Consider the following 22843-nt stretch of genomic DNA (forward strand, 5'->3'; position numbering starts at 1 on the left):
CGTGTGGCCGCAGCCCGACCTCTTCGAGCGGAGGCAGCGTGGCACTCAAACCCTGGCTCACATGGATCCTCCACACACTCAGATACCGGAGGTAACCCATGCTGCACCCCAGCATCGAAGCCCGCCTCTGCGACCTCCGAGACCAACTACGCACAGCCCGATTCGACAACGACAACGAACGCATCGTGGTGATCGGACACGCCATCGACCGCGAACTCGACAGAGCCAACGGGCACACCAACGACGAAGCACGCATGGACAAACGCCGACAGAAGAACGCAGCCATCCACAGCAAAAACAACGGCATCCAATGATGGCAAGACAACCACGCAACACCACAACCAGAGACAAACACCGCAGCTACCTACGCCGCACCAAACCACCCTGCGCACTCTGCAACGAACCCATCGACTACAGCCTCCACTACCGAAACCCCATGGCCTACGTCGTCGACCACATCATCCCCATCGCCCGCGGCGGCGAAGACCACCTCGACAACATCCAAGCCGCACACCGCACCTGCAACGAATCCAAAGGCGCCCGCCTCCACGACGAACTCGTGGCCGCGACAGCTCCACGCACCTACGTCACCGCCCGCAGCTGGTGAGCCCCAGGGGGAGGTGACCCCAGGGTGGCCCAACTTGCCACCTCCGGCATACGCAGCCGCCCCCTCTGCCGTTTTCCCCACCACTCTCAGCGCCCGAAGGAGGTCGCCCATGGCTACGAATCGCCTCCGCGCGGTCGCCCCGGACGAGAAGCCGGCACGCGCCACGCGACGAAAGACTGTGTCTCAGGCCGCGGCGTCTGGAACTCATCGGGATCTGCTCGTGGCTTTGCGTGATCGGATCGCGAAGACCGTGGAGAATGCCGAAACTCCGGCTCGTGATCTGGCTGCGCTGACTCGTCGGCTACAGGACATCGCGAAGGAGATCGCGGCGATCGACCTTGCGGAGAGCGAAGAGAAGTCGGTGGTGGCGAACAGTGACGACGAAGAGTGGGACTCCTCGGCTATCTGACGTTGCTCGGCATGTGATCTCGCCGAAGAAGATCGCGTCGACTGGCTGGCCGGCTGTTCGCGATACGTGCGAGCGGTTGGGTTGGGGCTTCGATGGTTGGCAGGACGGTGCGGGCCGGCTGATCCTCGCGAAACGCAAGGATGGCCTGTACGCGGCGGACCAGATCCTCGTGTCGATTCCACGTCAGGTGGGTAAGACGTACCTGTTCGGTGCGATCGTGTTCGCGCTGTGCCTGCTGTTCCCGAACCTGACGGTGATCTGGACGGCGCATCGGGTGAAGACGGCGAAGGAAACGTTCGGGTCGATGTCGGGGATGGCGGCTCAGCCTCGTGTGGCGCCGCACATCACGAACGTGGTGCGGGCGCGCGGGGATGAGGCGATCGTTTTCGCGAACGGTTCACGAATTTTGTTCGGTGCGCGTGAGCAGGGTTTCGGTCGTGGCTTCACGAAGGTGGACATCCTGGTCTTCGACGAGGCACAGATCCTGACGGAGTCGGCGCTCGAGGACATGATCGCTGCACAGAACGTGGCGGAGAATCCGCTGACGATCCTGACGGGTACGCCTCCGCGGCCGAAGGATCCGGGTGAGGTGTTCACTCTGGCGCGGCAGGAAGCGTTGGACGGTGAGACGGACGAGACGTTGTACATCGAGTTGTCCGCTGACCGTAGTGGTGATCTGAACGATCGGGAGCAGTGGCGTAAGGCGAACCCGAGTTTCCCGCATCGCACGTCGGAGCGGGCGATGTTGCGCATGAAGAAGAACTTGTCGGAGGACAGCTTCCGTCGTGAGGCGCTGGGTGTGTGGGATGAGACGTTGCGGCACAAGGCGGCGTTCACTCGCGCGCAGTGGGATGCGATGTCCGATGTCGGCCCGGAGGACGGGACGCGGCCGCACGCGTTGGCGGTGGACATGTCGGCTGAGGGTGAGATCTCGGTGCATGCGTGCTGGATCGAGGGCGAGTCCGCTCACGTCGAGGAGGTGTGGGCTGGTGTTGACTCTCAGGCTGCGTTGTCGTGGATCGCGGCTCGTACGCGGCGTCGGACTCCGGTGATGGTGTACGGCACATCCCCGGCGGCCGCGCTGATTCCGCAGTTGCGGGCTCGGAAGGTGATGGTCAACCAGGCGACCCGAGGTGACATGGCGAAGGCGTGTGGGCTTTTGGTGAACCGGGCGAAGGCGGGGACGTTGACGAACGGCGGACAGGCTGCGGTGTACGACTCCATGGCTATCGCGCGGCGTGTGGGTATTGGCACTGCCGGCGGGTGGGGTTGGGATCTGAGCGACGAGACGTTGAACATTGCCCCGATTGTGAGTATGACGTTTGCGCTTCTGGCGGCGACGGTGACGAAGAAGGTTCCGAACGCTGGCCGGTCTGGCCGGTCGAATGTGGGTCGCGGTTCGCGATCGAGTCGAGGTAGGGAGGCGGTGGTGATATGACCGAGCGGAAGATCTACCTCCCCGGTGTCGACGACGACGAGAACAACCTTCTGAACCATCTTCTCGATGAGCTCGCGAAGAAGAACCCGCGGAATCGTCTGCGTGCCACGTACTACGACGGTAAGCGCATGGCGCGGCAGATCACTCAGGTGGTGCCCCCGACCTATTACCGGCTGGGTATCACGCTCGGCTGGACGGCGAAGGCCGTCGACGATCTCGCCCGCATCTGCAACTTGGACGGCTTCGTGTGGCCGGACGGCGACCTCGACGCGCTGGGTGTGGAAGAAGTATGGGAGGACAACTTCTTCGGCGCGGAGATGAACTCCGCAGCCGTGTCCTCCTTGATTCATGGCGTCTCGTTCCTCGTGAACACTGAGGGCGAGGATGACGAACCAGGATCGCTGATTCACGTGAAGGATGCACTGTCGGCGACGGGCGATTGGAACCGTCGTCGTCGTCGGCTGGACAATCTGCTGTCGATCACGGACCGCGACGCTGAGGGGCATCCGTCGGCGTTGGCGCTCTACCTGGATGGCGAGACGATCACGGCGGAACGTGACGGCGGAAAGTGGACTGTCGATCGGACGACGCATCCGTGGGGTATGCCTGCGGAGGCGTTGGTCTACAAGTATCGGGTCGGCCGCGAGTTCGGTTCGTCTCGGATCTCCCGTCCGTTGATGTCACTGCAGGATCTAGCGGTCCGGTCGGTGATCCGACTCGAGGGTCATGCGGACGTGTATTCGTTCCCTGAGCTGTGGATGCTCGGAGCGGACGAGTCGATCTTCAAGAACGCGGATGGTTCACAGAAGGCGTCGTGGCAGGTGATGCTCGGCCGGATTAAGGGCATCCCGGATGACGATGATGCGGAGAACCCGCGGGCTCAGGTGCAGCAGTTCGCTGCCCAGTCCCCGGCGCCCGGTATCGACATGCTCAAGCAGTGGGCGAATCTGTTCGCTGGCGAAGCGCACCTTCCGGTGACGGCGCTCGGCGTGCAGGCGGAGACGAACTCGACGACGGTGGACGGTTCGGACAACGCGAAGGATCGTCTCGTTGCGGAGGCTGAGGGCGCGACCGACGATTGGTCTCCTGCGGTGCGGCGCACGATGATGCGCGCGTTGGCGATCGCGAACGATCTCGATGAGGTGCCGGACGAGTGGCGGACGTTGACGACGAAGTGGCGGAATCCTCGCCACATGTCGCGGGCCGCGCAGGCGGACGCCGGGGCGAAGCAGCTGGGCACTGTGCCGTGGCTCGCTGAGACCGAGGTCGGCCTCGAACTGCTGGGCTTGGATGAGGTGCAGATCAAGCGTGCGATGGCTGAGAAGCGTCGCTCGGGTGTGTCTCAGCTGGCGTCGGCGTTGGTGGCGCAGCGTGCCCAGCAGGTGAATCCTCCGGCTACTCCACCGCAGGGTGAGGTTGTTGCTCCTGAGGTGGTGAACGATGGCGACGCCGAGTGAGCAGTACCAGCTGATGCAAGAGCTGGCGCGACTCGCCGGCGTTGACCTGGCGGCACTGTGGGAGTTGGCGCTCCTCGAGGATGACCCGTTCGCGTTCGTTCTCGATCTGTATCCGGAGATCGCGGCGCAGTACGCGACGATCGCCGCCGAGATGTCGGCGGTGTGGTACGAGGAGCAGGCACCGGAGCTGGACTTCACGGCCACTCCTGCGGCGCTTCCTGCGCTTGCTGTGTATCGCGAGAACGCGGCGTGGGCTCTCGGATCCGGGCTCGGTCTCGAAGATCGTGAGGCGGCGCTCGCGAAGCTGACGGGCGCTCTACAGAAGGGCGTGTGGGATGCGGATCGCGAGACGATGACGCAGAACGCGGAGGCGGAGGGTGGTGCGCGTTGGGTGCGTGAGGCTGGCCCTTCGTCGTGCCCGTTCTGCAAGATGCTTGCGACGCGGTCACTGTCAGCGAATCCGACCTACTACTCGTCGCGTGAGGCTGCGGGATCCGTGGTCGGTCGCGGTAAGGAGATGACCGTGTCGGATCGTCGCGCCCGTGCGCGCGGTGAGACTCGCTCGTCGGGTCGGTTCCTTGCAGGAGGTCGGCGTACTCGTCGTCCTGAAGGCCGTGCTCTCGGGAAGTCGTACCACGACAACTGTGATTGCCGCGTCGTCGCTGTGCGCCCAGGACGCGAATACAACCCACCTGAACATGTCCTCCAATTCGAGCAGGAGTACATCGACGCTTCACGTGCCGCACCCGGGGCGGGTGCCGGGAACGTGAAGGACATCATGGCCGCTTGGCGGCAGCTCGAAACCCAATAGACCTCCCTGGCCGAAACGGTTGGGGCTTACCCGAAACGGGGATCACGCATGTCCGAACAGAACGCCGAGGCAACCGAAACGGGCGCCGAGGGAACAGAACAGCAGTCGCAGCAGCCGGAGTCGCAGGACCTTCCTTCCGATCACCCTCTGGTGAAGACTCTGGCGGCGCAGAAGGCGACGATCAAGGAGTTGAAGTCGAAGGCCTCGCGCCTCGATGAGCTCGAGGAGTCGCAGAAGTCGGAAGCCGAAAAGGCGGCCGATCGAATCTCGAAGGCGGAAGCCGAGGCGGCGAGTGTTCCGGCGAAAGTGTCGGACGCTCTCAAGGCTCACCTCGTGGCGCTCCACAGTATCGACGCCGATGACGCTGAATTGTTCCTGACGGCGACCGACCCGGAACTCCTGCTCAAGCAGGTGTCTCGACTGGTTGAGCAACCGGGCAAGCGGAAGAGGAACCACGTACCCCGTGAGGGTGCGAATCCCAATTCATCTGCGGAGAACGGCGAAATGCGTGACTTTACGCGTGGGCTGTTCGGTCGCGACACCTAACACGAAGGAGGCCAACCATGGCCACGTTCACCACCTCGGGGTTGTCCATCCCGAATCAGATCCTCGACCCCTGGCTCGGAAAGGTTACGCACGGCTCGGTCGTCGCAACCCTGGCCGGCGCAATCCCGATGAAGTTCGGCGTCGGCGAATCCTTCACCTTCAGCATCGGTGAAGCTGAGTACGTCGGAGAAGGCGCGAACAAGGGTGGGTCGACGATCACCCCGACCGTGAAGACGGTGAAGCCCTTCAAGTTCCACAAGACAGTGCGCTGGACCGAAGAGGTCAAGTGGGCTGACGAGGATCACCAGCTCGGTGTGATCGAGCAGATCCTCAACGAGATCCAGCCGGCGCTCTCCCGTGCCCTGGATTACGGCGTACTCCACGGCATCAACCCTGCCGACGGTACCGCTGTCACGGCGATGACGGACGTCCTGTCCGGTACGACGAACACGGTCGAGATCGGCGCGAGCGACAAGCCGTACGCCAACCTGGATGCCGCGGACACCCTCGTGCTCGCGGACGGGTACATGCCCCGCGATGTCGCCCTCGACCCCTCGTTCGCATCCGTATTCGGTGGGCTGCGCAACTCGACATCCGAACAGAAGCTATACCCGGACCTCTCGTACGCGACAGCTCCGGCCGGTCGTCTGGAGAACCATAACTCGTCGGTGTCGAACACCGTCGGAGCGGTCACTGTCGCGGATGCTGCCACGAACGTGAAGGCGTTCGTCGGCGACTTCTCTGCGATCCGCTGGGGGATTCAGAAGCAGCTCGGTCTCGAGATGATCGAGTACGGCGATCCAGACGGTGGCGGCGATCTCAAGCGCAACAACCAGGTCGCATTCCGCGCCGAGGTTGTGTATGGCTGGGGTATCGCGGACCTGAATGCGTTCGCGAAGATCATCGATGCGGTGGCGTGATGCCTGTCTATCGGCTCAATTCCGGGGTGACTGTAGAGATCCCCGAGGAGAAAGCGGCGCGTCTCGGGCTGCGACCCGTTGAGGAGTCGAAGCCGACTCGTCGGACGACGCGCAAGAAGGTTGATTCCGACGACGAGTAGGAGGTGACCCATGGCCGCTGTAGCTATCACGGTCGATGACCTCCTTCCCTTCGCTCCGGACATCGACGAGGCGAAAGCCACGGCGATGATCGAGGATGCACTCGCGCTCGCCGCGGTGATCGCGCCGTGCATCCTCGATGCGGAGTTCGAGAATCCGGGCGCAGCGAAAGCGATCCTGCGTGGCGCGGTGTTGCGCTGGAACGACTCTGGCAGCGGCGCGATTGTGTCGCAGGCCGCGGGCCCGTTCTCCCGAACGGTCGACACATCGAATCCCCGAAAGTCACTGTTCTGGCCATCGGAGATCGAGCAGCTACAGAAGCTGTGTCAGTCGGCCAGCGCAGGTGTGTTCACCATCGACACCGTTCCTGGATCGGGGGTGGCAAACCACGCCGACATTTGCTCACTGAACTTCGGTGCCACGTACTGCTCATGCGGCGCGTGGCTCACCGGCGGCGAGCCTCTGTGGGAGGTGTGATGGAAACCATCACACGCCTACGTACCGGTGGCGGCTGGGATGAGAACGGCGATCCGATCGTCGTCGCCACTCCCGAACTCACCCTAACTCCCATCGCGATAGCTCCCGGCGCCACGAACGAAGTGGATGCTGTGGGCCGCGATGGGGAGCAGGTGGAGTTCACGGTGTTCCTCGAGCACGGTTCGGATGTGCTCGACGGTGACGAGCTCGTGATCCGGGAGCGGACGTACCGCGCGCGCGTGCGCGTGTGGAAGCCGCAGTGGGATCCCGCGTTCGGCGGCATGGAAGTCGTTGCTACCTCGAGAGTGGGGTGATCAATCATGGCTACTCCCCCGCGGCCTGGTCAGGTTCGCCTGAATCATGCGGGTATCGCGAAACTGTTGAAGTCTGCTGAGTTCCGTGAGATGACGAACCGTGAGGCTCGCGCGCTCGGGCAGGCAGCGGGCGGCTCGTCGAAGGGTGTAAAGGTCGACGAGTACACGACGGACCGGTCTGCTGCGTCGGTGAAGGTTCCGGCGGCGCGGCAGGCGAAGTCGGGTGCGCTCACGCGGGCGGCCGCGCAACGCGGCCTGCGTGTCAGGCAGAAGCCGTGAGGATTCCGGACGACACAGCGCGGAGAGTCAAGGATTTCCTCGCTGGTCGTCTCACTGAATCCGTCGGTCTCGCACTGCCGTCGGGCTGGTCGCCGAAGAGTCCACCGCATGTCGTTGTGTTCGACGACGGCGGGCCGTCCGAGTGGCCGATTCTGACGGAGCCTCGTATCCGCGTGACGGTGTGGGCGGCGGGACGCACAGCATCCCGTGATCTCGCGGCGCTGTGCATTGGACTGCTGATGACCTACGACGTCCCCGACGTGGCGCACGTGCGGGACCCTTCGTCGATCATCGAGGCCCGCGATGACAACGGCGGAATCATGGCGTCGTTCACGGTCGCCGCGAAGTCGCGCACCATCGTCGCACCCTAGTCGCCCACCTCGGGCGCACCTTCTTTCAATCCAACCCGAAAGGGAGATTTTGTCATGGCACGTTCACCTGAGAACGTCAATATCTGGCAGGACGCCCGCGTGTGGCTGTCCCTCGCCGCCACACGTCCGGACCTCCCCACCGACGCGGACACCGCTGTCACGGAAACCGACTTCACTACCGGCTGGGGAGAGTTCGGCATCCTCGACGGCGAGGCCGGTTTCGGCGAGGAGCGCTCGTTCGACGAGACCGAGCATTTCGGTTGGGGCATCGGTCTGATCAAGATCGGCACCCGCAACTACAAGCTGAACCGCACCCTGTCTGCGCTCGAGGACAACGAGGCTACCCGCGCGGTCCTGTGGCCCGGCTCGACGGCGACGAAGCTGTACATGCCGAAGCCGGTCAACGCGTTCCTCGGTTTCGAGACCACCTCGGATCTCGGCAACGTGGAGCGTTTGTTCACAGTTCTTCCGGCACGTCTGACGACTCCGAACAACAACCGGAACGAGTCGGACATCACGCGCGTGGAGATCACCGCGAACATCTTCGGTAAGCCCGTCGGAGACAAGATCGAGGTCTTCGATCGCCAGGCCTCCGCGGTGACGCCGTGATCGAGGTTCAGTTCACGAAGGACCACGGGCGGTTCACCAAGGGTGAGCACCGTTGGTACGACGACAATTCCGCCGACAATCTCGTCAAGGCGAAGGTTGCGCGTCGCGTGAACCACACCGACTCCCCGGAAGTGGAGACCGTCGACACTGTCACGGCCCCCGCTCCGGAGGAATGAAACGTCGGGGGCGCGGCCACCTCGCGGGTTCCGCCGCGCCCTCGACTTCATCTCACTCATGGAACCCGCGCATCTTCACCACGGAAGGAACCCGCACATCATGACCACCCCCCGCACCCGCAAGGCCAACGCCCCGGCGATGGACAACGCACCGCAGCCGCAGGACCACAAGAGCCCAGCGCGGCGTGAAGCCGAAGGCGACGAGAACGTCACCATCACGTTCCGCGGCCACGACTTCATCATCCCCGCAGACCAGGAGGACTGGCCGATCATCGCGGTGCAGGCGTTCTCGAACGGTCGCAACATCGACGCGATCCAACACCTGCTCGGCCCCCGCCAGTGGGCGGTGTACTCGACCAAGTTCCCGAAGAGCCGCGACTTCAACGAGTTCGCTGAAGTGATCGCTGAGAGCTTCGGGTTCGGCAACACGGGAAACTGATCACCCTCTACCGGCTACTCGAGGAGAATGCGGACCTCGTGGAGGCGGACTTACGTCGCGTTCATGGGGTTCGTTACTCGGACCGGTGGAGGTTCGATTCGGACGGCACCCGGAAACTGACACTCCGTGAGATCTGGGTGATGATCCAAGACTTACCGGGTGATGCCCGAATTGTGAAGCACTTCAACGATGGTCGCCCCCGGTGGGATGACGACACCTTCCTGCTGGCGGACCTCATTCATGTGATGTCCGGCAAGCCTCACCCCGCGCGGCCGAAGCCGAAGTCCGGTGTGGATCGCAGGGAAACACCCCGGCGTGCGGCGATCAGGCGGAAGCGCGTCGCAGAGAAGCGGCGCCGGGAGATGGCGCGGAAGGCGGCGGAGTCCGCGGAATAGGAGGCCCTCGTGGCGGAAACCGTGGGATACGCGTCGCTGCAAATCATCCCGGTACTTCAAGGATTGCAGGGCAACCTCCAGCAGATGATGCGCCCGCTCCTGAGTCAGTCTCAGCAGCTCGGCGTGCAGATGGGCAACAACGTCGCCCAAGGATTGCAGGGTGCTGAGGGGCGCGTTCGGCAGGCGTCGCAGCGTATGGCGCAGGCGCGCAATGCGGAGACTGACGCAGCCGGGCGCGCGCGCCTAGCAGAAGCGGAACTCAACGAGACTCGCGCCCGCGGCGACGCGTCCACCTCAGACCTGATTCGCGCCGAAGAACGGCTGCGGATCGCACAACGAGACGCGGCAGATGCGTCCCGTCAGCGAGAGCGTGCCGTCGACGAGCTCACGCGCGCCCAGGCGGATCTGGCGAACTCCACCGACGAGGTGGACGAGTCGACCGATCAGGCAGCGGGCGGGTTCGGACGGTTCGGCGACGCGGCATCTGGTGCGGCCGGGAAGTTGGCTGGCCTCGCAACCGCGGTGGTCGGCATCGGCTCGGCGATCGAGCTCGGAATGCAGGGCATCGAGAACCAGCAGATCACCAACAAGCTTGCCGCGCAGATGGGCGCAACAGGCGATCTGGCAGCTGAGTACGGCCAGGAGGCCGGCGCCTTGTACCGTGCCGGGTTCGGTGAGTCCATGGAGGAGGCTGCCGACACGATCGGCATGGTTGCCAACAGCTTTCGGACTGCAGGGTTCGAGGGCGAGAAGACGATGGAGGAGATCGGCCAGAGCGCCCTCAACTTCTCCACGATCTTCGACCAGGATGTCGGCACCTCGATCCAGACCGCGTCACTGCTCGTCACAAACGGCCTCGCCAAGGATTCCACCGAAGCGTTCGACCTCATGACAGCTTCGTTCCAGCGTGTCCCAGCGGCGATGCGTGAGGAGCTCCCGGAGATCCTGCAGGAATACGGAACCAACTTCCGCGCCCTGGGACTGGGTGGCGAGGAGTCGTTCTCGCTGCTTGTGTCCGCTGCGGAGCAAGGCAAGTTCGCGCTCGACAAGACCGGCGACGCGCTCAAGGAGTTCACGATCCGCGGCGCGGACATGTCGACGGCGTCGACGGACGCGTACAAGGCGATCGGTCTCGACGCTGTCGCCATGTCGAATGCAGTCGCTGCCGGTGGGGAGGGTGCACGGGACGCGCTGCAGCAAACGGCTGCAGGGTTGCTCGCGATCGAGGATCCTGCTGATCGCGCGAACCAGGCGATCGCCTTGTTCGGTACCCCACTCGAGGACTTGTCGGTCGACCAGATCCCTGCCTTCCTCGAAGGGATCACGGGCGCCGAGAACAACATGGCAGGGTTCGCGGGGTCTGCGGAAGAGGCTGGGAACACCCTCAACTCCGGCGTCGGGGTGGCGTTCGAGACGTTCAAACGACAGATCACCGGCGAACTCCTCGACGGCCTGAACAGCATGGCCGACTTCCTGATGCGCAACGCCGACACCCTCAAAACTGTCGGCGCGGTGCTACTTCCCCTGGTTGCCGGGTTTGGTACATACGCGCTAGTGATGGGGACTGCAGCTAAGGCACAAGCCATCTATGCATCCGTGACAAAGGGTGCCGGCATAGCTCAATGGGCACTCAATGCGGCAATGTCCGCGAACCCCATCGGGCTCATCATCGCCGGTGTCGTCGCTCTCGGCGCGGCGCTGGTGCTCGCCTACAACAAGTCGGAGACATTCCGAAATATCGTGCAGGGCGCCTGGGAGGGCATCAAGAACACAGCCTCCGCGGCGTGGGAGGGCTTCCTCAAGCCCGCGATCGACGGCATCGTTACCGGCTTCCAGTGGGTTGGAGACAAGGCGAGCTGGCTATGGACGTCGGTGATCTCACCAGTGTTCAGTTTCATCGGTGACGCGGCGCGCGTACTCATTGCCGTCGTGACGACCGTCCTGGTTACCCCGCTAATTCTGGCGTGGCAGGCGATCTCGGCGACGATTCAGTTCGCGTGGGACAACGTCATCAGCCCGTACTGGGAGATGATGAAAGCCGGTCTCGGGCTACTGGGGCAGGCGTTCTCGTGGGCGTACAACTCGGTGATCAAGCCGGTCTGGGATGCCCTGGGTGCGGCGATCTCCTGGGTATGGAACTCGGTGATCTCACCGACGTGGGATGCGATCAAGGCCGGCCTGGTGATGGTTCAGGATGCCTTCGCCTGGGCATGGAATTCGGTGATCAAGCCGACGTGGGACGCGCTGGGCGCCGGGATTTCCTGGGTCTGGAACAGTGTTGTCTCGCCCGTGTGGGACGCCTTGAAGGCTGGGCTCACCGCAGTGCAGGACGCCTTCTCGTGGGCATGGAACAACGTCATCAAGCCTGTATGGGATGCGCTCGGTAACGGCATCAAGTGGGTGTGGGACACCGTCATCTCGCCGGTATGGGAAGCCCTCAAGGGCGGGTTGACCACGCTGCAGTCGTCGTTCGAGTCGGCTGTCGGATTCATCGGCCAGGTGTGGGATCGGATCAAGTCGATCGTCGCCGCGCCGGTGAAGTTCGTTGTGGAGACCGTCTACAACAACGGCATCCGGCAGGCATGGAACAAGGTTGCCGGATTCCTCGGGCTCGATGAGCTGCAGCCTGTCGATCTCGGACTGCTCGGCGCCTACGCATCGGGTGGCGTCATCCCTGGTTACACGCCCGGGCGCGACACCGGTCTGATCGCGGTCGGCGGCGGCGAGGCTGTGATGCGTCCCGAGTGGACGAAGGCGGTTGGCCCCGGCTATGTCGACGCGGCGAATGCGGCGGCGCGCAACGGCGGCGTCGGCGCGGTCAAGAAGTTCATGGGTGCCTACGCGAACGGCGGCATCGTCCAGGCCGGCGCGGAAATCACCACTGATATTCAGCGATCCATGTGGGATGCGGTGCGCACAGCGTTCCCGAATGCGAGTCTCAACTCCGGCACTCGATACTCGGATGTGGGTTCGGGCTACGACTTCCATATGGCGGGTCAGGCCATCGACCTCGGTGGCCCGATGCAGCAGATCGCCAACTGGATCGCATCGACCTACCCGAACGCGCTCGAACTGTTCTGGGATCCGGGCCCGAATATCGACGAGGGTCGCCCGACCGGCGCGATTGGTGGGCACTCGGATCACGTGCACTGGGCAATGGCTCAGATGGTCGACTCCGCAGGGAAGTTGATTTCCGCAGAGGCGGGCAGCTCCGGTGGCGGCGGTGGGCCCGGGTTCTTCCGGCGCATGATCGCAGGATTGTTCGACGGCGTGATGGATCCGATTGGCGGCATGATCCCGTCGTTCGGCGGCTCGCAGATCGGGCAGCTCCCGAAGTTGATGTTCGACAAGTTCAAGACTTCGGTGCGTGACTGGATCCTCGGACAGGCCGGTCAGCAAGGTGGCGTGTCGGGTGGGTCGTTCGACGTCGCCCCCGGATCAGGGCCCGTGGTCGATCAGGTGCGCGAAGCATTCGCCGCCTACGGTTGGGGCGAAGGCCCGCAATGGGACGCCGCCCAGTGGATCGTCGGCAAGGAATCGAGCTGGGATCCGACCGCGCGCAACCCCGATTCGGGCGCGTTCGGTCTGTTCCAGTTCCTCGGCGGGACGAAGGATCAGTACCTGCCGGACGAGAACCCGAACCCGAAGGTTCAGGGCGACGCGGGCGCGCGCTACATGCGAGACCGCTACGGCGACCCACTGGCGGCCAAGGCGTTCTGGGAACAGAACGGCTGGTACGACCAGGGCGGTCTCGCGTCGGGTATGGGTGTGATGCTCAAGAAGGTCATCCAACCGGAACGTGTTCTGTCACCGGAGATGACCAAGCACTTCGAGCGCCTCGTCGACACCCTCGAAAAACCGGAGTTCATCGACGCACTCAAGCAGGCGGCACCGGCTCAGGCCGACCCCACTGCAGCGTCGAACGGGCAGGCATTCCCGGGAGCCGGCAACACCACCCCGACGATCGGAGGTACTGGAGTGGAGGACACCTACACCTCGACCGAAGACAAGTGGGCGGAGTGGAACAAGAACGCGAGCGAACGGTTCACCAACGCTGGGAATGCGTTCGTCGAGGGTCAACTCGAAGGCCTGCCGTTCGGCAATCACCTTCGCGGCATGAGGGATCGGGGATCGCAGATCAACGTCATCGTGCAGGACATGTACGAGGCGATCGAGAAGATCCGCCAGGAGGAGCGCCGGAATACCGTCGCGAACGGAAGTAGGTTCTAGATGGGCGCTCTCGTCGAACTGTTCGGTGTCGACGAGTCGCATCACGTCCTGTCCGGGGAGGGTGTCGAGAACATCTATCTCGGCACCTCCCCGCAGGGCCTGTACGACTCACCGGTGGAGACGAACTACAAGTCGGGTGCGTTCGAGATCGGCGGCAAGCTGGCGAAGGTAACTCGCCGATACCGGAATCTGATGCTCCCGCTCGGTGCGTATGCGTACGACTCCGAGGGGTGGGCCGAGGCGGATAGCGCGATCCGCAAGGCGTTCGACTACGAACTCGATCCGTGGGATCCGGACGCGCAACCCGCCCGGTTGCGGATCACTACAGATCGGTCGGGCCCGCGCGAGCTGGGCGTGTTCATGTCCGAGTCTCCCGTGATGGAGATGGAGACCGACCCGTGGGACTACGAGCACTCCCTACTTCCAGTGGCGCTGATCGCGCCGCAGCCGGACTGGGAGTCCCCTGCTGAGGTGTCGGCGTGCACGTTCACTGGCACGTCGGGTGAGCAGTTCGTGACCCTGTCTAATCCGACTCCACTGCCGATGATGCACACCTGGATCATCGCCGGTCGCGGCACAGTCGCGCTGCCCGACTTCTCATGGACCGGGCCGAAGTATGCGCGCGTGCCGGGTGTCGATCAGGCATCAGGCAAGGATCACTCGGAGCGGATGCTCACCATCGACGTCCTCGCCGAGGATGGCGGCGGCATCACTGCCGAGGTCGATCGGATGAAGATCCCGTTCCGCAATGTCGTGAACTCGATGCGTCCGACCGCGGCGATGCGCGGTAACCGGCTGCTGTACAAGATTCCGCCGTACACGCCACCGACACAGTTGCCTGTGTGGGTGACTGGTGCACTGCCGGGATTGAAGGTGTCGTGCATTCAGCCACGGTTGTGGCCCAGGCCGTGGGGAGGCGAGTGATGACTACTTGGTTCGCTCTTCCTGCGTCAAGTACCCCGCTTCGACTGCGTTCGTAATCCATCGCCTGACGGTGGGTAGGGACACTCCCAAGTGTTCCGCGAGTGCGGCAGACGGTTTACCCTCCCGGAGCCGGATCCATCGATAAGCCTGCGCGAGTCCTGCGAGGTCGTCGCTCTTGAGGTCAGAGAGGTCCGGCGGGGGTGTCTCGACGGTCTCGGCGGCAGCTCTCAGATAGGGCTCGACGGATATCTTCGCGAGCTCTCCGCGGTGGATTGCAACTCCGTCATGGGGTGCGTGCACAACTAGAGAGACGACCGAGTACTTGCCGTTTCCCGCCCGGACTGTGGCTTCCACTTCATAGGGGTGTCCATTGAATCCGGTCGTTGATGCAACCCGCACGGTCCGGTACCCGGCAATCCCGGGAGCAACTTCGCCGGGGTCTGTTCGTTCGGTGACCTTCAAGGTCGCCTCCATGTAGATAGGGCGTTGCATGACTCGATCAATTCTACCTGAACGGGGTGCACAATGACCGCTCCTGTTCTCGATCGGCCTCTGTCCGACGAGTGTGCCGCGATCTGGCAGGCGACACTCGACCAGGAGCGACGCGAGAAAATCGCACGCCTGCAACCACCACTGGTGCGTGTGTGGGACGGTGCGTGGAACTGGCAGGGAGAGATCGCCGCCGAATATCAGGGCACGTTCGGGTGGGTGTCCAACGACACCGGTGCCGGCGAAATCGAGCTGCCATTCGACCACTACGTCGCCCGCTGGATTTGGGATGAACGCGGCCGCATGGAGCGCGGCGAATACCGCAACGTGCACATCACCGTCGATAAGGACGGCGCCCGCTGGGGTGGTCGCCTCGAGGACGTCGCGGTCGACAAGCGCTCGGACGGCTCGATCGTCCTGGTAGCCCGATTTCTGCATGATTACGAGAACCTGAAGTGGTATCAGGTTCCCCCGAACCCGTTCCTGCCGATCAACCTGATCCAGTTCCCGCGTGTGTTCATGCTCGCCGGTGGAGCCCGCTGGGCGCTGCTGACGACGCTGTTCTTCCAGATCATGCGCGAACAGACGTCGCTGTGGAGCTTCCCAGACGACCCACTGGCAGCCAGCGGGAGTGGCCCGAATCAGTCGAACTGGTCGGTGGTCGTCAAGCCGCACTCGTTCATGGACGACATGAACGACGGGATCCTGTGGGCGTTCGTTGCTTCCCGGTTTCAGACGTGGCATGACATCGCAAAGCCGATCCTCGAAGACGCCGAACTGTCTGTCGTGTGTCGTCGCTACCTCGATGGGGACGAGCCTCCATGGGAGGGCGCGAACCTGCGGCACGGCTGCCTGGTCATCGACATCGTCGATAAATCCGGCTACTACATGGGCACGTCGAACGGTGGCACGATCTGGGACGGTCTGCGCCAGACGGTCGCGAACTTCACCTCCGACTTCATCGACACCACCGAATCACTGATCAACGACACCGACATTCCGTCGGAGTACTACCAGGCGAACTGGATGGGCACGATGAAGCGCCTCCCGGTCGTCATCTACCCCGAGGGTGACGAGACCGGTATCCAGACGTCGCGATTCACCCGTATTCCCACGAAGGGCGTGCAGGTCAACGCGGGCGGTAAGTCGATGCCCGGCGTGAACGAGTTGATCTCGGCGGCGATCCAGACCGTGGGTGACCTCACGGCCATGATTCCATTTGCACCACCAATCGGCGGTGCGCTCGACGCAGTGCTCGAACCGTTCTACACCGACACCATCCTCGCATGGCACTCGATCAAAAGTGTTCAGCGAGCGAACAATTCGGGATGGTCCCGGTATTACGAGTACTTCCAAGTCGGTGCAAACCGCGCCTACACCCTGTCCGCGCTCATGGTGTTGCGCGCCGGATTCTGGGCCACTCGCGGCCGGGTCGCGCATGAGCTGACCGTGGTCGACGGTGCGCCGTGGCTGATCGGTGACAACGGTCAAGGCCATTTCTTCATCGACGACCGGATCGGCGCCACGATCGCTGGCGACTGGACCGGCGAGGTGCACGTCGACCGCGTCCGTGAACTAACCCTGTCCTGGACTCGCGATAGCGGCGCGGAATGGATGCCGGTGATCGGAGACAGGTCCGCATTGAAGGATCCCGCCGAACGCGCCATGGAGAAGATCGAACACATGCTGTCGATGATCTCCACTCTCGGCGTGTTCTGACACGAGAAGGAACCCGCACATGGCCGTACCTGTCGGCGAACTGCCTACCCAGGAGAACTGCGACCCGAACGATCCGGAGGAAGCGTTCCTCTGGATGCTCATCGCGATGCCCGGAATGAAAGGTGCCCCGGTCCCGTTCCCGATCGAGTACCTCCGTGAGGTCTCGAAGCGGATCTGGAACTGCGGCGCCCGGCCCGGGATCGAACCGCAGGCCGAGTGGTACCACCCACCGCAGTCCGGGGATATCTCACCGATGTTCGCGGCCGGTGAATGGAAACCGGAACCTCCGGTACACGAACGCCCGGACATCGACATCACGAAGTTGTCGAAGGTGATGCAGGACGAGATCCGCCGCCAGGCGCTCGAGCTCGAAGGCGAACCGGCTCCGCAGCAGTCGCCCGTGCAGATCATGGATGAGCCGACGTGGCCGGAGAAGTTGCGCGTACACGAGCTGGCGAAGCGGATCGGTGCGACCTCGAAGGAGGTAGTGGCTGTGGCGCAGGAGATCGGGCTACCGACAAAGAGCGCGCAGTCCCGGATCCCGGGTGATCGGTGCGCGGCGATCCGCGACCAGGTGCGCATCAAGCGCGCGATGGCGTATCGGAGGCGACTATGACGTCCCCTGACATGAAGCTCGCCGACGAGATTGCCGAGCACTTCGGTGTATCGGTCGGGGTCATTCTTGGCGCATGCGCGGAACTCGGCATCGACGCGACAGATGGTGTGCATCACTCGTACACCGAATCGATCCGGCAGGTGATCCTGCAGTGGAATCGGGAGGGGAGGATCTGATGTCACGTGACGAATACGCCCGTGAGGTGTTGCGTGCTGGTCGTGACATGGGAATCGAACCGCGAGGGATCGTGATCGCGTTCGCCACAGTTTCGGTCGAGTGCAACTGGGTGATGTATGCCAACCGATCAGACCCGGAGTCGCTGAACTTCCCGCACGAACGCGTCGGATCCGACGCGAACAGCGTGGGCCTGTTCCAGCAGCGTGCCCCCTGGTGGGGCACCGTCGCCCAGCGGATGGATCCGTACGAGTCCGCGAAAATGTTCTTCGCTGAACTCGACAAACTCAACTACCTCGACCCGGCGCGCAGCCCCGGCTGGTATGCGCAGGCCGTCCAGAAGTCCGCGTACCCAGACCGCTACGACCAGCGGATGGGCGAGGCGCAGCAACTCTACGACCGAATCGCGGGATCTACCCCATCGGTGCCGTCTCGTATCGCACAGGAGGTGCACACCGTGGGTGATCCCGTTTGGCTCGCCGACGTCCTACGTGAAGCTGGTCTCGAGTGCGACATCTACCCGGGTGCGTTCGAGCGTGGGCACGGCGACTTCGGCGCGATCTGGGGGATCGTCGCGCACCACACCGGAGCGACTGGAAGCCCCGGCCCTGGCGTGATCGCGAAGCATCCCACGCTTGGGCTTGCCTCACAGCTACACCTCGACCGCAACGGCAAGTACACCCTGTGTGGTGTCGGCATCGCCTGGCATGCCGGACAAGGAGCCTGGCCCGGGCTGCCGACGAACGACGCGAATCGCCTCACGATCGGCATCGAGGCGGAGAACAACGGCACCGAGGGATGGTCTCCGGCGCAGTACGACGCGTACACGCGCGGCTGCGCAGCGATCCTCCGCAAGCTCGGCCACGATTCCTCGCACGTGATCGGACACAAGGAGTGGGCTGGTCCGTCACAGGGCAAGTGGGATCCGGGCGGCATTGACATGGACTCGTTCCGCCGGGACGTCCAGGACCACATCGAAACCCAAGACCAGGGAGGTCTGTTCGACATGTTGCCTCAGCACGAGCAAGAAGAGATGCGCGACAAGATCCGCGACCTGTGGAACTTCCTGATCAAAGCGGAACCGTCGATGGTCGACGGCACCCCATTCTCGGCCGCGACCCTGATCCGCACAGGCGACTTCCACTCACACACCGCGGCTCGGAACACCGCGAAGATCCTCGACGTCCTCGAGAATCGGGAGGGCAAGGCATGAGCAACCTCGCCAAGTACTGGCCCACCATCCGCCAGGTCGTCTACGGCATCCTCGCCGCAGCGCTCGCGCTCGCCGCCGGCGCCGGGTGGATCACTCAGGACAACGCCGACCAGTGGCTCGCCCAGGCTGTGACACTCCTCGGTGCGATCGGGTTCGTGGTTGCTGGCCTGTTCGTCGACAAGACGTCGACCGCGCAGGAGCAGAAGATCGAGCAGGCCGTGCAGGTCGGTGTTGAGCGTGCCACCCAGGTCGCCGCGCCCGTGGTTGCGCAGGCTCAGGAGCAGATCCAGTACCACGTGTCGAATGTCGAGGAGTCGGTCCGTGAAGCCCAGGCTGTCCGCGACCGTCTCCGAGCGGAGGCTGACCGGTACCTCGGGCGGTGACGTCGCCCGCACGATCCCAAACAGTGAGGTAATAGATGGAATCACTGGGAAGCCTTGTCGGCAGCTCGAATATCGGCCCCGTCGGGCTTCTCACCGTCGCCGTCCTCTTGATCATGTTCGGTGGGCTTATCCCCCGCTGGCAGTACCGGTCGATGCTCGCCGAAAAAAACCAGCAACTCGCCGAACACCGGGAAGACAAAAAGAACCAGCAGACGGTCATCGATGAGTTGTCGAAGCAGAACACATTGTTGATCGGCAAGGTGGAGCTCTCCCTACACATCGCCGACTCCATCAAGAAGATGGGCGAGGAGGCGAGAACGTGAAGTGTGGCCTGTTCAGGCGTAAGCGCAAGCACGATTCGACTGAGGTGATGCACGCGAAAGCGGAACGCGTCGAGTCGGAGAAACAGTTGGAAGAGGTTCGGCGGCAGTGGCCCAAGATTCACGCGTTGTCGAACGAAGTCGATCGGGTGTTGCGGGTGAACGGTTTCGGCGAGGACGCCGCCCGTGCGATGAAGCGGAGGCACGCATGAATATGCGACGTGTGATGTTGGGTGTGGCGGCCCTGCTGTGCCTTGTCGTGGTGTTGATGTTCGGCGCTCAGACGGAAGCGCGAGTGCTGATCGGCGCGATGACGTTGTTCGCGTTGATGTTCGCTGCACTGTACGGCTTTCGGTCACCGTGGCGGTCGACTGAGGCCGGGAAGACGTTGATGTTCACGGCGTTGGCGTTGGCTGCGATCGGGTTGCAGCAACTGTCAGTGTGGTGGTTCGGCGATTATGTGCTGCGCAATGAGGTGCGGGCGTTGACGATCACCGCGCTGGTGTTGGCGATGCTGCACCGGATTCTCGTGTTGCGGGAGTCGCAGCGAGCGGCGCGGGAGGCTGAGTTGTGACTACACCGAATCAGTCCACTCCTGATGGTTCTCTCGGTACTGGTGATTTCGCGTCGTGGCAGGCGATGACCGAAGCTGATGCGAAGAACAAGATGAAGATCCCGTTGGGTGCGTGGAATAGCGCGCAGGATGGGATGCAGAACGGGTTCGCTGGTACCCCGTTTGTGCAGCATGAAGTTGATCGTCTCGACAACCGTATCGATGAGTTCGCCGGTGAGACTGGCACGACGTACATCGCAACAATGTCGACGTCGGGGTGGTGGACTAAGCCGCCTGGGGCGTCGCGGGTGACGGTGCACAAGATGGCCGGATCGTCTGGCGGTGGCCGATCGAACCGACCTGGTGACGGCTCATATCCGCGCGGTATAGGTGGTTTCTCTGGCGGCTGGGTAGTTGAGGAGTACAACGCTGAGGATCTTCCGTCGTCGGTGTGGGTGACGATCGGCCCCGGCGGGGCGGGCGGAACCTCGGTCAACACATCGGGCGCCCCTGGTGGGGATACGACGTTCGGTACGTACGGGCAGGTGGCGCCTGGGGCTTCGTCGAACGCGTACGGCACGGGGAACAAGACGTTCCGTATGCGCGGCGGCGACGGGGCGCAAATCACCTCCGGAGCTCTCGCTACAAACGGCTCGGCTGGCTCCTACACTCGCGGCGGCTATGGATCGGCCGACTATGGCGGGCAAGGCGAGAACGGTTTCAGCCTCACTGGAGCTCAGATCGCGGCCGGTCAGGTCGGCATGGGATCTGCGGGCGGCGGCGGCGGCCCCGCGAACTCGTCGGGTAACACGATGGGTGGTCGTGGCGGTCAGGGTGGATGGCCTTCAGGTCCAGGCGGTGGTGGTGGTGCTGGCGTTAGCGCACTCTTCGGGTCTATCCCCTCGGGAAATGGCGGCAATGCAGGTTCCGGTGCGTGCATCATCTTCACGTACACGAACGATGAGAAGCTGTCCGGACCCACGACGCCCACTAATCTGACCGCGTCGAACGTCACTGAAACGTCGGCGACGATCACGTGGACAGCTGCGACCGATGATGTTGCGGTCACCGAGTACGAGATCTTTGTGAACGGGTTGTTGCATGGTTCGACAGGGACGATCACATTCGATCTGACTGGTCTGCAGTCCGGTATTACGTACGCGATTGTTGTTGCCGCGGTGGATGCGAACGGTAACCGCGCTGATTCGGCGACACTGCCACTCACGACTGGTGGTGAGAACCTTCCACCCGAGGTGGTGGGTTCGGCGACCGGCGGCTATGTGTCCGGTGTTCAGAACTTCTACGACATCCCCGTACCAGCACATCAGCCGTTGGATCTTCTCGTCGCGATCGTCGGCACCCGCAACAACGCCACCATGGCTACACCGTCGGGGTGGACACGGCAACTCGTCGCGTTCGGTGCGAACTCACCGCAACGTGTGTATGTGTTCACGAAGGTTGCGTCAGCGAGCGAGCCTGCTGTGGTGGGTATGTCCGCGTCGGAAGCGCAGAAGTGGCAAGCCGCGATCATCGCGGTCCGCTACGCGCAAGGCGTCGACGTCACCGCTGGGGTGACTGCCGCCACCGCGACGACACGAACCCTTCCGGCTGTCACGACGACGGTGCCCGCGACGCTGATACTGCATGCTGCCGTCACCTCGGCCTCCTCGTACTACGCGAAGACGTGGAATGGGGCAACGGAAGTCACCGACCACGGTGATGGATCGTCGGTGGAGGCGGGGGTGAGCCTGTCGACCGCTCGACGCTCCCAGGCGACAGTAGGCACCACTCCGCCAGTGACGGTATCCGACTCCGGTGGCACCGCGGCGCTCGCGACCATCGCATTCCAATGACGGGAGTTTCATGCCTACTGCAGTGATGGTCGCGGACAATGTGGGTGGTCTCCCTGGTCCCGCGACTTTGTATCGTATCGACCCGCCTCTCAAGGGCACTGATCATGTGTTGGTGTTCTTTCAGCCGCCGATGTTTGGGCAGGATGGGCAGCTTGTTGTTGTTCTGGCGACGCAGTATGGGGCGGTGTTCGGGGCTGATGTGCGACCGCAGCAAGGGTCGCATGTCACGGACTCGCCGAACCATCCACTCGCGCTGCAGCTCGCCGGTGGGTATTCACTCCTCGAAGAGGAAGTGGCCCCAGCTGCCGACGCCCCGGTGGAGTCGTCGCAACAGTACGACCCGTCCGCGCACACCGTCGATGAGGTGAACACCTATCTCGCCACCGTCGATCCGGCGGAGGTGGTGCGCGTCCTCGAGGCGGAACGCAACGGTAAGGCCCGCAAGGGCATTCTCGGAGAGGAAGTGACCTGATGCCCACCATCACCGGAGCTGTGGAGGATGTTGCGGGGCGTCCCGCGCACGGCACCCTCCGTATCCGCGCCCTCTCAGTGCGCCGCAATGCTGATGCTGATGCGGTCGTCGACGAACGCACCTACGACATTCCCGTCGTCGCTGGTGTCATCACCGGCAGTCCCGTCGTCGACCCCGGCCCCGTCCAGGTCTCCCTGTCGACGGGTGGCCGATTCCGGTCGTGGGAAGCGATGGTCCCGTCCGGTACATCGGTGGACTTGTGGGATCTGATCGAGTCCGTCGTCACCCCACCACCGGCGGCAACCTATTTCAAGATGCCGACAGGTGGCACGGACGGGCAGGTGCTCGCCAAGTCGGGGGGAGCACTCGCCTGGACCGATCCCGCGGCCGGTGGTGGGGGTGGGTCGTTGGTGGAGGATCCTCCCGGCTCCGGTCTGTATTCCCCGTCGTCGGCGGGTCTGACCGAAGATCCTGCCAATCCTGGCCTGTACCTGATCTGATTGGAGGCCAT

General features: G+C 63.4%; 29 protein-coding genes. 28 read left to right on the top strand and 1 reads right to left on the bottom strand.

Annotation, left to right across the window (positions count from 1 at the left end):
- Positions 1 to 98: 98 nt before the first annotated feature.
- From ACSYG9_RS01480 to ACSYG9_RS01560, 17 genes are all read left to right on the top strand, one after another.
- Positions 99 to 314, top strand: a complete 216-nt coding sequence (locus ACSYG9_RS01480; protein WP_454840876.1) for a hypothetical protein — start codon at positions 99 to 101, stop codon at positions 312 to 314.
- A 122-nt stretch (positions 315 to 436) separates the two neighbouring features.
- The gene (locus ACSYG9_RS01485) at positions 437 to 607 is read left to right on the top strand and encodes an HNH endonuclease (RefSeq protein ID WP_454840877.1); all 171 of its coding nucleotides are present in this window, start codon (positions 437 to 439) and stop codon (positions 605 to 607) included.
- Between the two features lie 109 nt (positions 608 to 716).
- Entirely contained in the window at positions 717 to 1016 is a 300-nt protein-coding gene (locus ACSYG9_RS01490; protein ID WP_454840878.1) for a hypothetical protein, read from the top strand.
- A 13-nt stretch (positions 1017 to 1029) separates the two neighbouring features.
- Positions 1030 to 2454 (top strand): terminase large subunit domain-containing protein, encoded by a 1425-nt coding sequence (locus ACSYG9_RS01495; protein ID WP_454840880.1) that lies wholly within the window; start codon positions 1030 to 1032, stop codon positions 2452 to 2454.
- Positions 2451 to 3911: a phage portal protein gene (locus ACSYG9_RS01500; protein WP_454840882.1), complete on the top strand. Its 1461-nt coding sequence runs from the start codon at positions 2451 to 2453 to the stop codon at positions 3909 to 3911. The genes ACSYG9_RS01495 and ACSYG9_RS01500 overlap by 4 nt, the downstream gene beginning before the upstream one ends.
- Positions 3895 to 4722 (top strand): VG15 protein, encoded by an 828-nt coding sequence (locus tag ACSYG9_RS01505; protein ID WP_454840883.1) that lies wholly within the window; start codon positions 3895 to 3897, stop codon positions 4720 to 4722. The genes ACSYG9_RS01500 and ACSYG9_RS01505 overlap by 17 nt, the downstream gene beginning before the upstream one ends.
- Before the next feature lie 48 nt (positions 4723 to 4770).
- The gene (locus ACSYG9_RS01510) at positions 4771 to 5268 is read left to right on the top strand and encodes a hypothetical protein (RefSeq protein WP_454840884.1); all 498 of its coding nucleotides are present in this window, start codon (positions 4771 to 4773) and stop codon (positions 5266 to 5268) included.
- A 17-nt stretch (positions 5269 to 5285) separates the two neighbouring features.
- Positions 5286 to 6188 (top strand): phage major capsid family protein, encoded by a 903-nt coding sequence (locus ACSYG9_RS01515; protein ID WP_454840886.1) that lies wholly within the window; start codon positions 5286 to 5288, stop codon positions 6186 to 6188.
- Between the two features lie 150 nt (positions 6189 to 6338).
- Positions 6339 to 6803 carry a hypothetical protein gene (locus tag ACSYG9_RS01520; protein ID WP_454840888.1) on the top strand — a complete coding sequence of 155 codons (465 nt, stop codon included), beginning with the start codon at positions 6339 to 6341 and terminating at the stop codon, positions 6801 to 6803.
- Positions 6803 to 7117: a hypothetical protein gene (locus tag ACSYG9_RS01525; protein WP_454840890.1), complete on the top strand. Its 315-nt coding sequence runs from the start codon at positions 6803 to 6805 to the stop codon at positions 7115 to 7117. Before ACSYG9_RS01520 ends, ACSYG9_RS01525 begins: the two co-directional genes overlap by 1 nt.
- Before the next feature lie 6 nt (positions 7118 to 7123).
- Positions 7124 to 7396 (top strand): hypothetical protein, encoded by a 273-nt coding sequence (locus tag ACSYG9_RS01530; RefSeq protein WP_454840892.1) that lies wholly within the window; start codon positions 7124 to 7126, stop codon positions 7394 to 7396.
- Positions 7393 to 7767: a hypothetical protein gene (locus ACSYG9_RS01535; protein WP_454840893.1), complete on the top strand. Its 375-nt coding sequence runs from the start codon at positions 7393 to 7395 to the stop codon at positions 7765 to 7767. The genes ACSYG9_RS01530 and ACSYG9_RS01535 overlap by 4 nt, the downstream gene beginning before the upstream one ends.
- Before the next feature lie 54 nt (positions 7768 to 7821).
- Positions 7822 to 8376, top strand: coding sequence for a hypothetical protein (locus ACSYG9_RS01540; protein WP_454840895.1), 555 nt, complete (start codon positions 7822 to 7824; stop codon positions 8374 to 8376).
- Positions 8373 to 8552 carry a hypothetical protein gene (locus tag ACSYG9_RS01545; protein WP_454840897.1) on the top strand — a complete coding sequence of 60 codons (180 nt, stop codon included), beginning with the start codon at positions 8373 to 8375 and terminating at the stop codon, positions 8550 to 8552. The genes ACSYG9_RS01540 and ACSYG9_RS01545 overlap by 4 nt, the downstream gene beginning before the upstream one ends.
- 100 nt (positions 8553 to 8652) lie before the next feature.
- On the top strand, positions 8653 to 8991 hold the full coding sequence (locus tag ACSYG9_RS01550; protein ID WP_454840899.1) for a hypothetical protein: 339 nt from the start codon (positions 8653 to 8655) through the stop codon (positions 8989 to 8991).
- 404 nt (positions 8992 to 9395) lie between these two features.
- Entirely contained in the window at positions 9396 to 13616 is a 4221-nt protein-coding gene (locus ACSYG9_RS01555; protein WP_454840900.1) for an aggregation-promoting factor C-terminal-like domain-containing protein, read from the top strand.
- Positions 13617 to 14540 (top strand): hypothetical protein, encoded by a 924-nt coding sequence (locus tag ACSYG9_RS01560; RefSeq protein WP_454840902.1) that lies wholly within the window; start codon positions 13617 to 13619, stop codon positions 14538 to 14540.
- Positions 14541 to 14543: 3 nt separating this feature from the next.
- Here the strand turns inward: ACSYG9_RS01560 and ACSYG9_RS01565 are convergent, their stop codons facing one another.
- Complete coding sequence (locus tag ACSYG9_RS01565; protein ID WP_454840904.1) at positions 14544 to 15002, bottom strand: helix-turn-helix domain-containing protein; 459 nt, start codon at positions 15000 to 15002, stop codon at positions 14544 to 14546.
- A gap of 63 nt (positions 15003 to 15065) precedes the next feature.
- On the opposite strand from ACSYG9_RS01565, the gene ACSYG9_RS01570 reads away from it, so the two are divergent.
- From ACSYG9_RS01570 to ACSYG9_RS01620, 11 genes are all read left to right on the top strand, one after another.
- The gene (locus ACSYG9_RS01570) at positions 15066 to 16748 is read left to right on the top strand and encodes a Gp37-like protein (protein ID WP_454840905.1); all 1683 of its coding nucleotides are present in this window, start codon (positions 15066 to 15068) and stop codon (positions 16746 to 16748) included.
- A 19-nt stretch (positions 16749 to 16767) separates the two neighbouring features.
- On the top strand, positions 16768 to 17364 hold the full coding sequence (locus ACSYG9_RS01575; RefSeq protein WP_454840907.1) for a translation initiation factor IF-2 N-terminal domain-containing protein: 597 nt from the start codon (positions 16768 to 16770) through the stop codon (positions 17362 to 17364).
- Entirely contained in the window at positions 17361 to 17540 is a 180-nt protein-coding gene (locus ACSYG9_RS01580) for a hypothetical protein (RefSeq protein WP_454840908.1), read from the top strand. Before ACSYG9_RS01575 ends, ACSYG9_RS01580 begins: the two co-directional genes overlap by 4 nt.
- Positions 17540 to 18751: a peptidoglycan recognition protein family protein gene (locus ACSYG9_RS01585; RefSeq protein ID WP_454840910.1), complete on the top strand. Its 1212-nt coding sequence runs from the start codon at positions 17540 to 17542 to the stop codon at positions 18749 to 18751. Before ACSYG9_RS01580 ends, ACSYG9_RS01585 begins: the two co-directional genes overlap by 1 nt.
- Positions 18748 to 19134, top strand: a complete 387-nt coding sequence (locus tag ACSYG9_RS01590) for a hypothetical protein (protein ID WP_454840912.1) — start codon at positions 18748 to 18750, stop codon at positions 19132 to 19134. The genes ACSYG9_RS01585 and ACSYG9_RS01590 overlap by 4 nt, the downstream gene beginning before the upstream one ends.
- A 35-nt stretch (positions 19135 to 19169) precedes the next feature.
- On the top strand, positions 19170 to 19457 hold the full coding sequence (locus tag ACSYG9_RS01595) for a hypothetical protein (protein ID WP_454840913.1): 288 nt from the start codon (positions 19170 to 19172) through the stop codon (positions 19455 to 19457).
- Between the two features lie 47 nt (positions 19458 to 19504).
- The gene (locus ACSYG9_RS01600) at positions 19505 to 19666 is read left to right on the top strand and encodes a DUF7620 family protein (RefSeq protein WP_454840915.1); all 162 of its coding nucleotides are present in this window, start codon (positions 19505 to 19507) and stop codon (positions 19664 to 19666) included.
- Complete coding sequence (locus tag ACSYG9_RS01605; protein WP_454840916.1) at positions 19663 to 20028, top strand: putative phage holin; 366 nt, start codon at positions 19663 to 19665, stop codon at positions 20026 to 20028. The genes ACSYG9_RS01600 and ACSYG9_RS01605 overlap by 4 nt, the downstream gene beginning before the upstream one ends.
- Positions 20025 to 21860: a fibronectin type III domain-containing protein gene (locus tag ACSYG9_RS01610; RefSeq protein WP_454840918.1), complete on the top strand. Its 1836-nt coding sequence runs from the start codon at positions 20025 to 20027 to the stop codon at positions 21858 to 21860. The genes ACSYG9_RS01605 and ACSYG9_RS01610 overlap by 4 nt, the downstream gene beginning before the upstream one ends.
- Positions 21861 to 22044: 184 nt before the next feature.
- Positions 22045 to 22332 carry a hypothetical protein gene (locus ACSYG9_RS01615; protein ID WP_454840920.1) on the top strand — a complete coding sequence of 96 codons (288 nt, stop codon included), beginning with the start codon at positions 22045 to 22047 and terminating at the stop codon, positions 22330 to 22332.
- Positions 22332 to 22832, top strand: a complete 501-nt coding sequence (locus ACSYG9_RS01620) for a hypothetical protein (protein WP_454840921.1) — start codon at positions 22332 to 22334, stop codon at positions 22830 to 22832. The genes ACSYG9_RS01615 and ACSYG9_RS01620 overlap by 1 nt, the downstream gene beginning before the upstream one ends.
- Positions 22833 to 22843 lie beyond the last annotated feature (11 nt).

It is taken from the genome of Rhodococcus sp. SJ-2 (assembly GCF_053750035.1).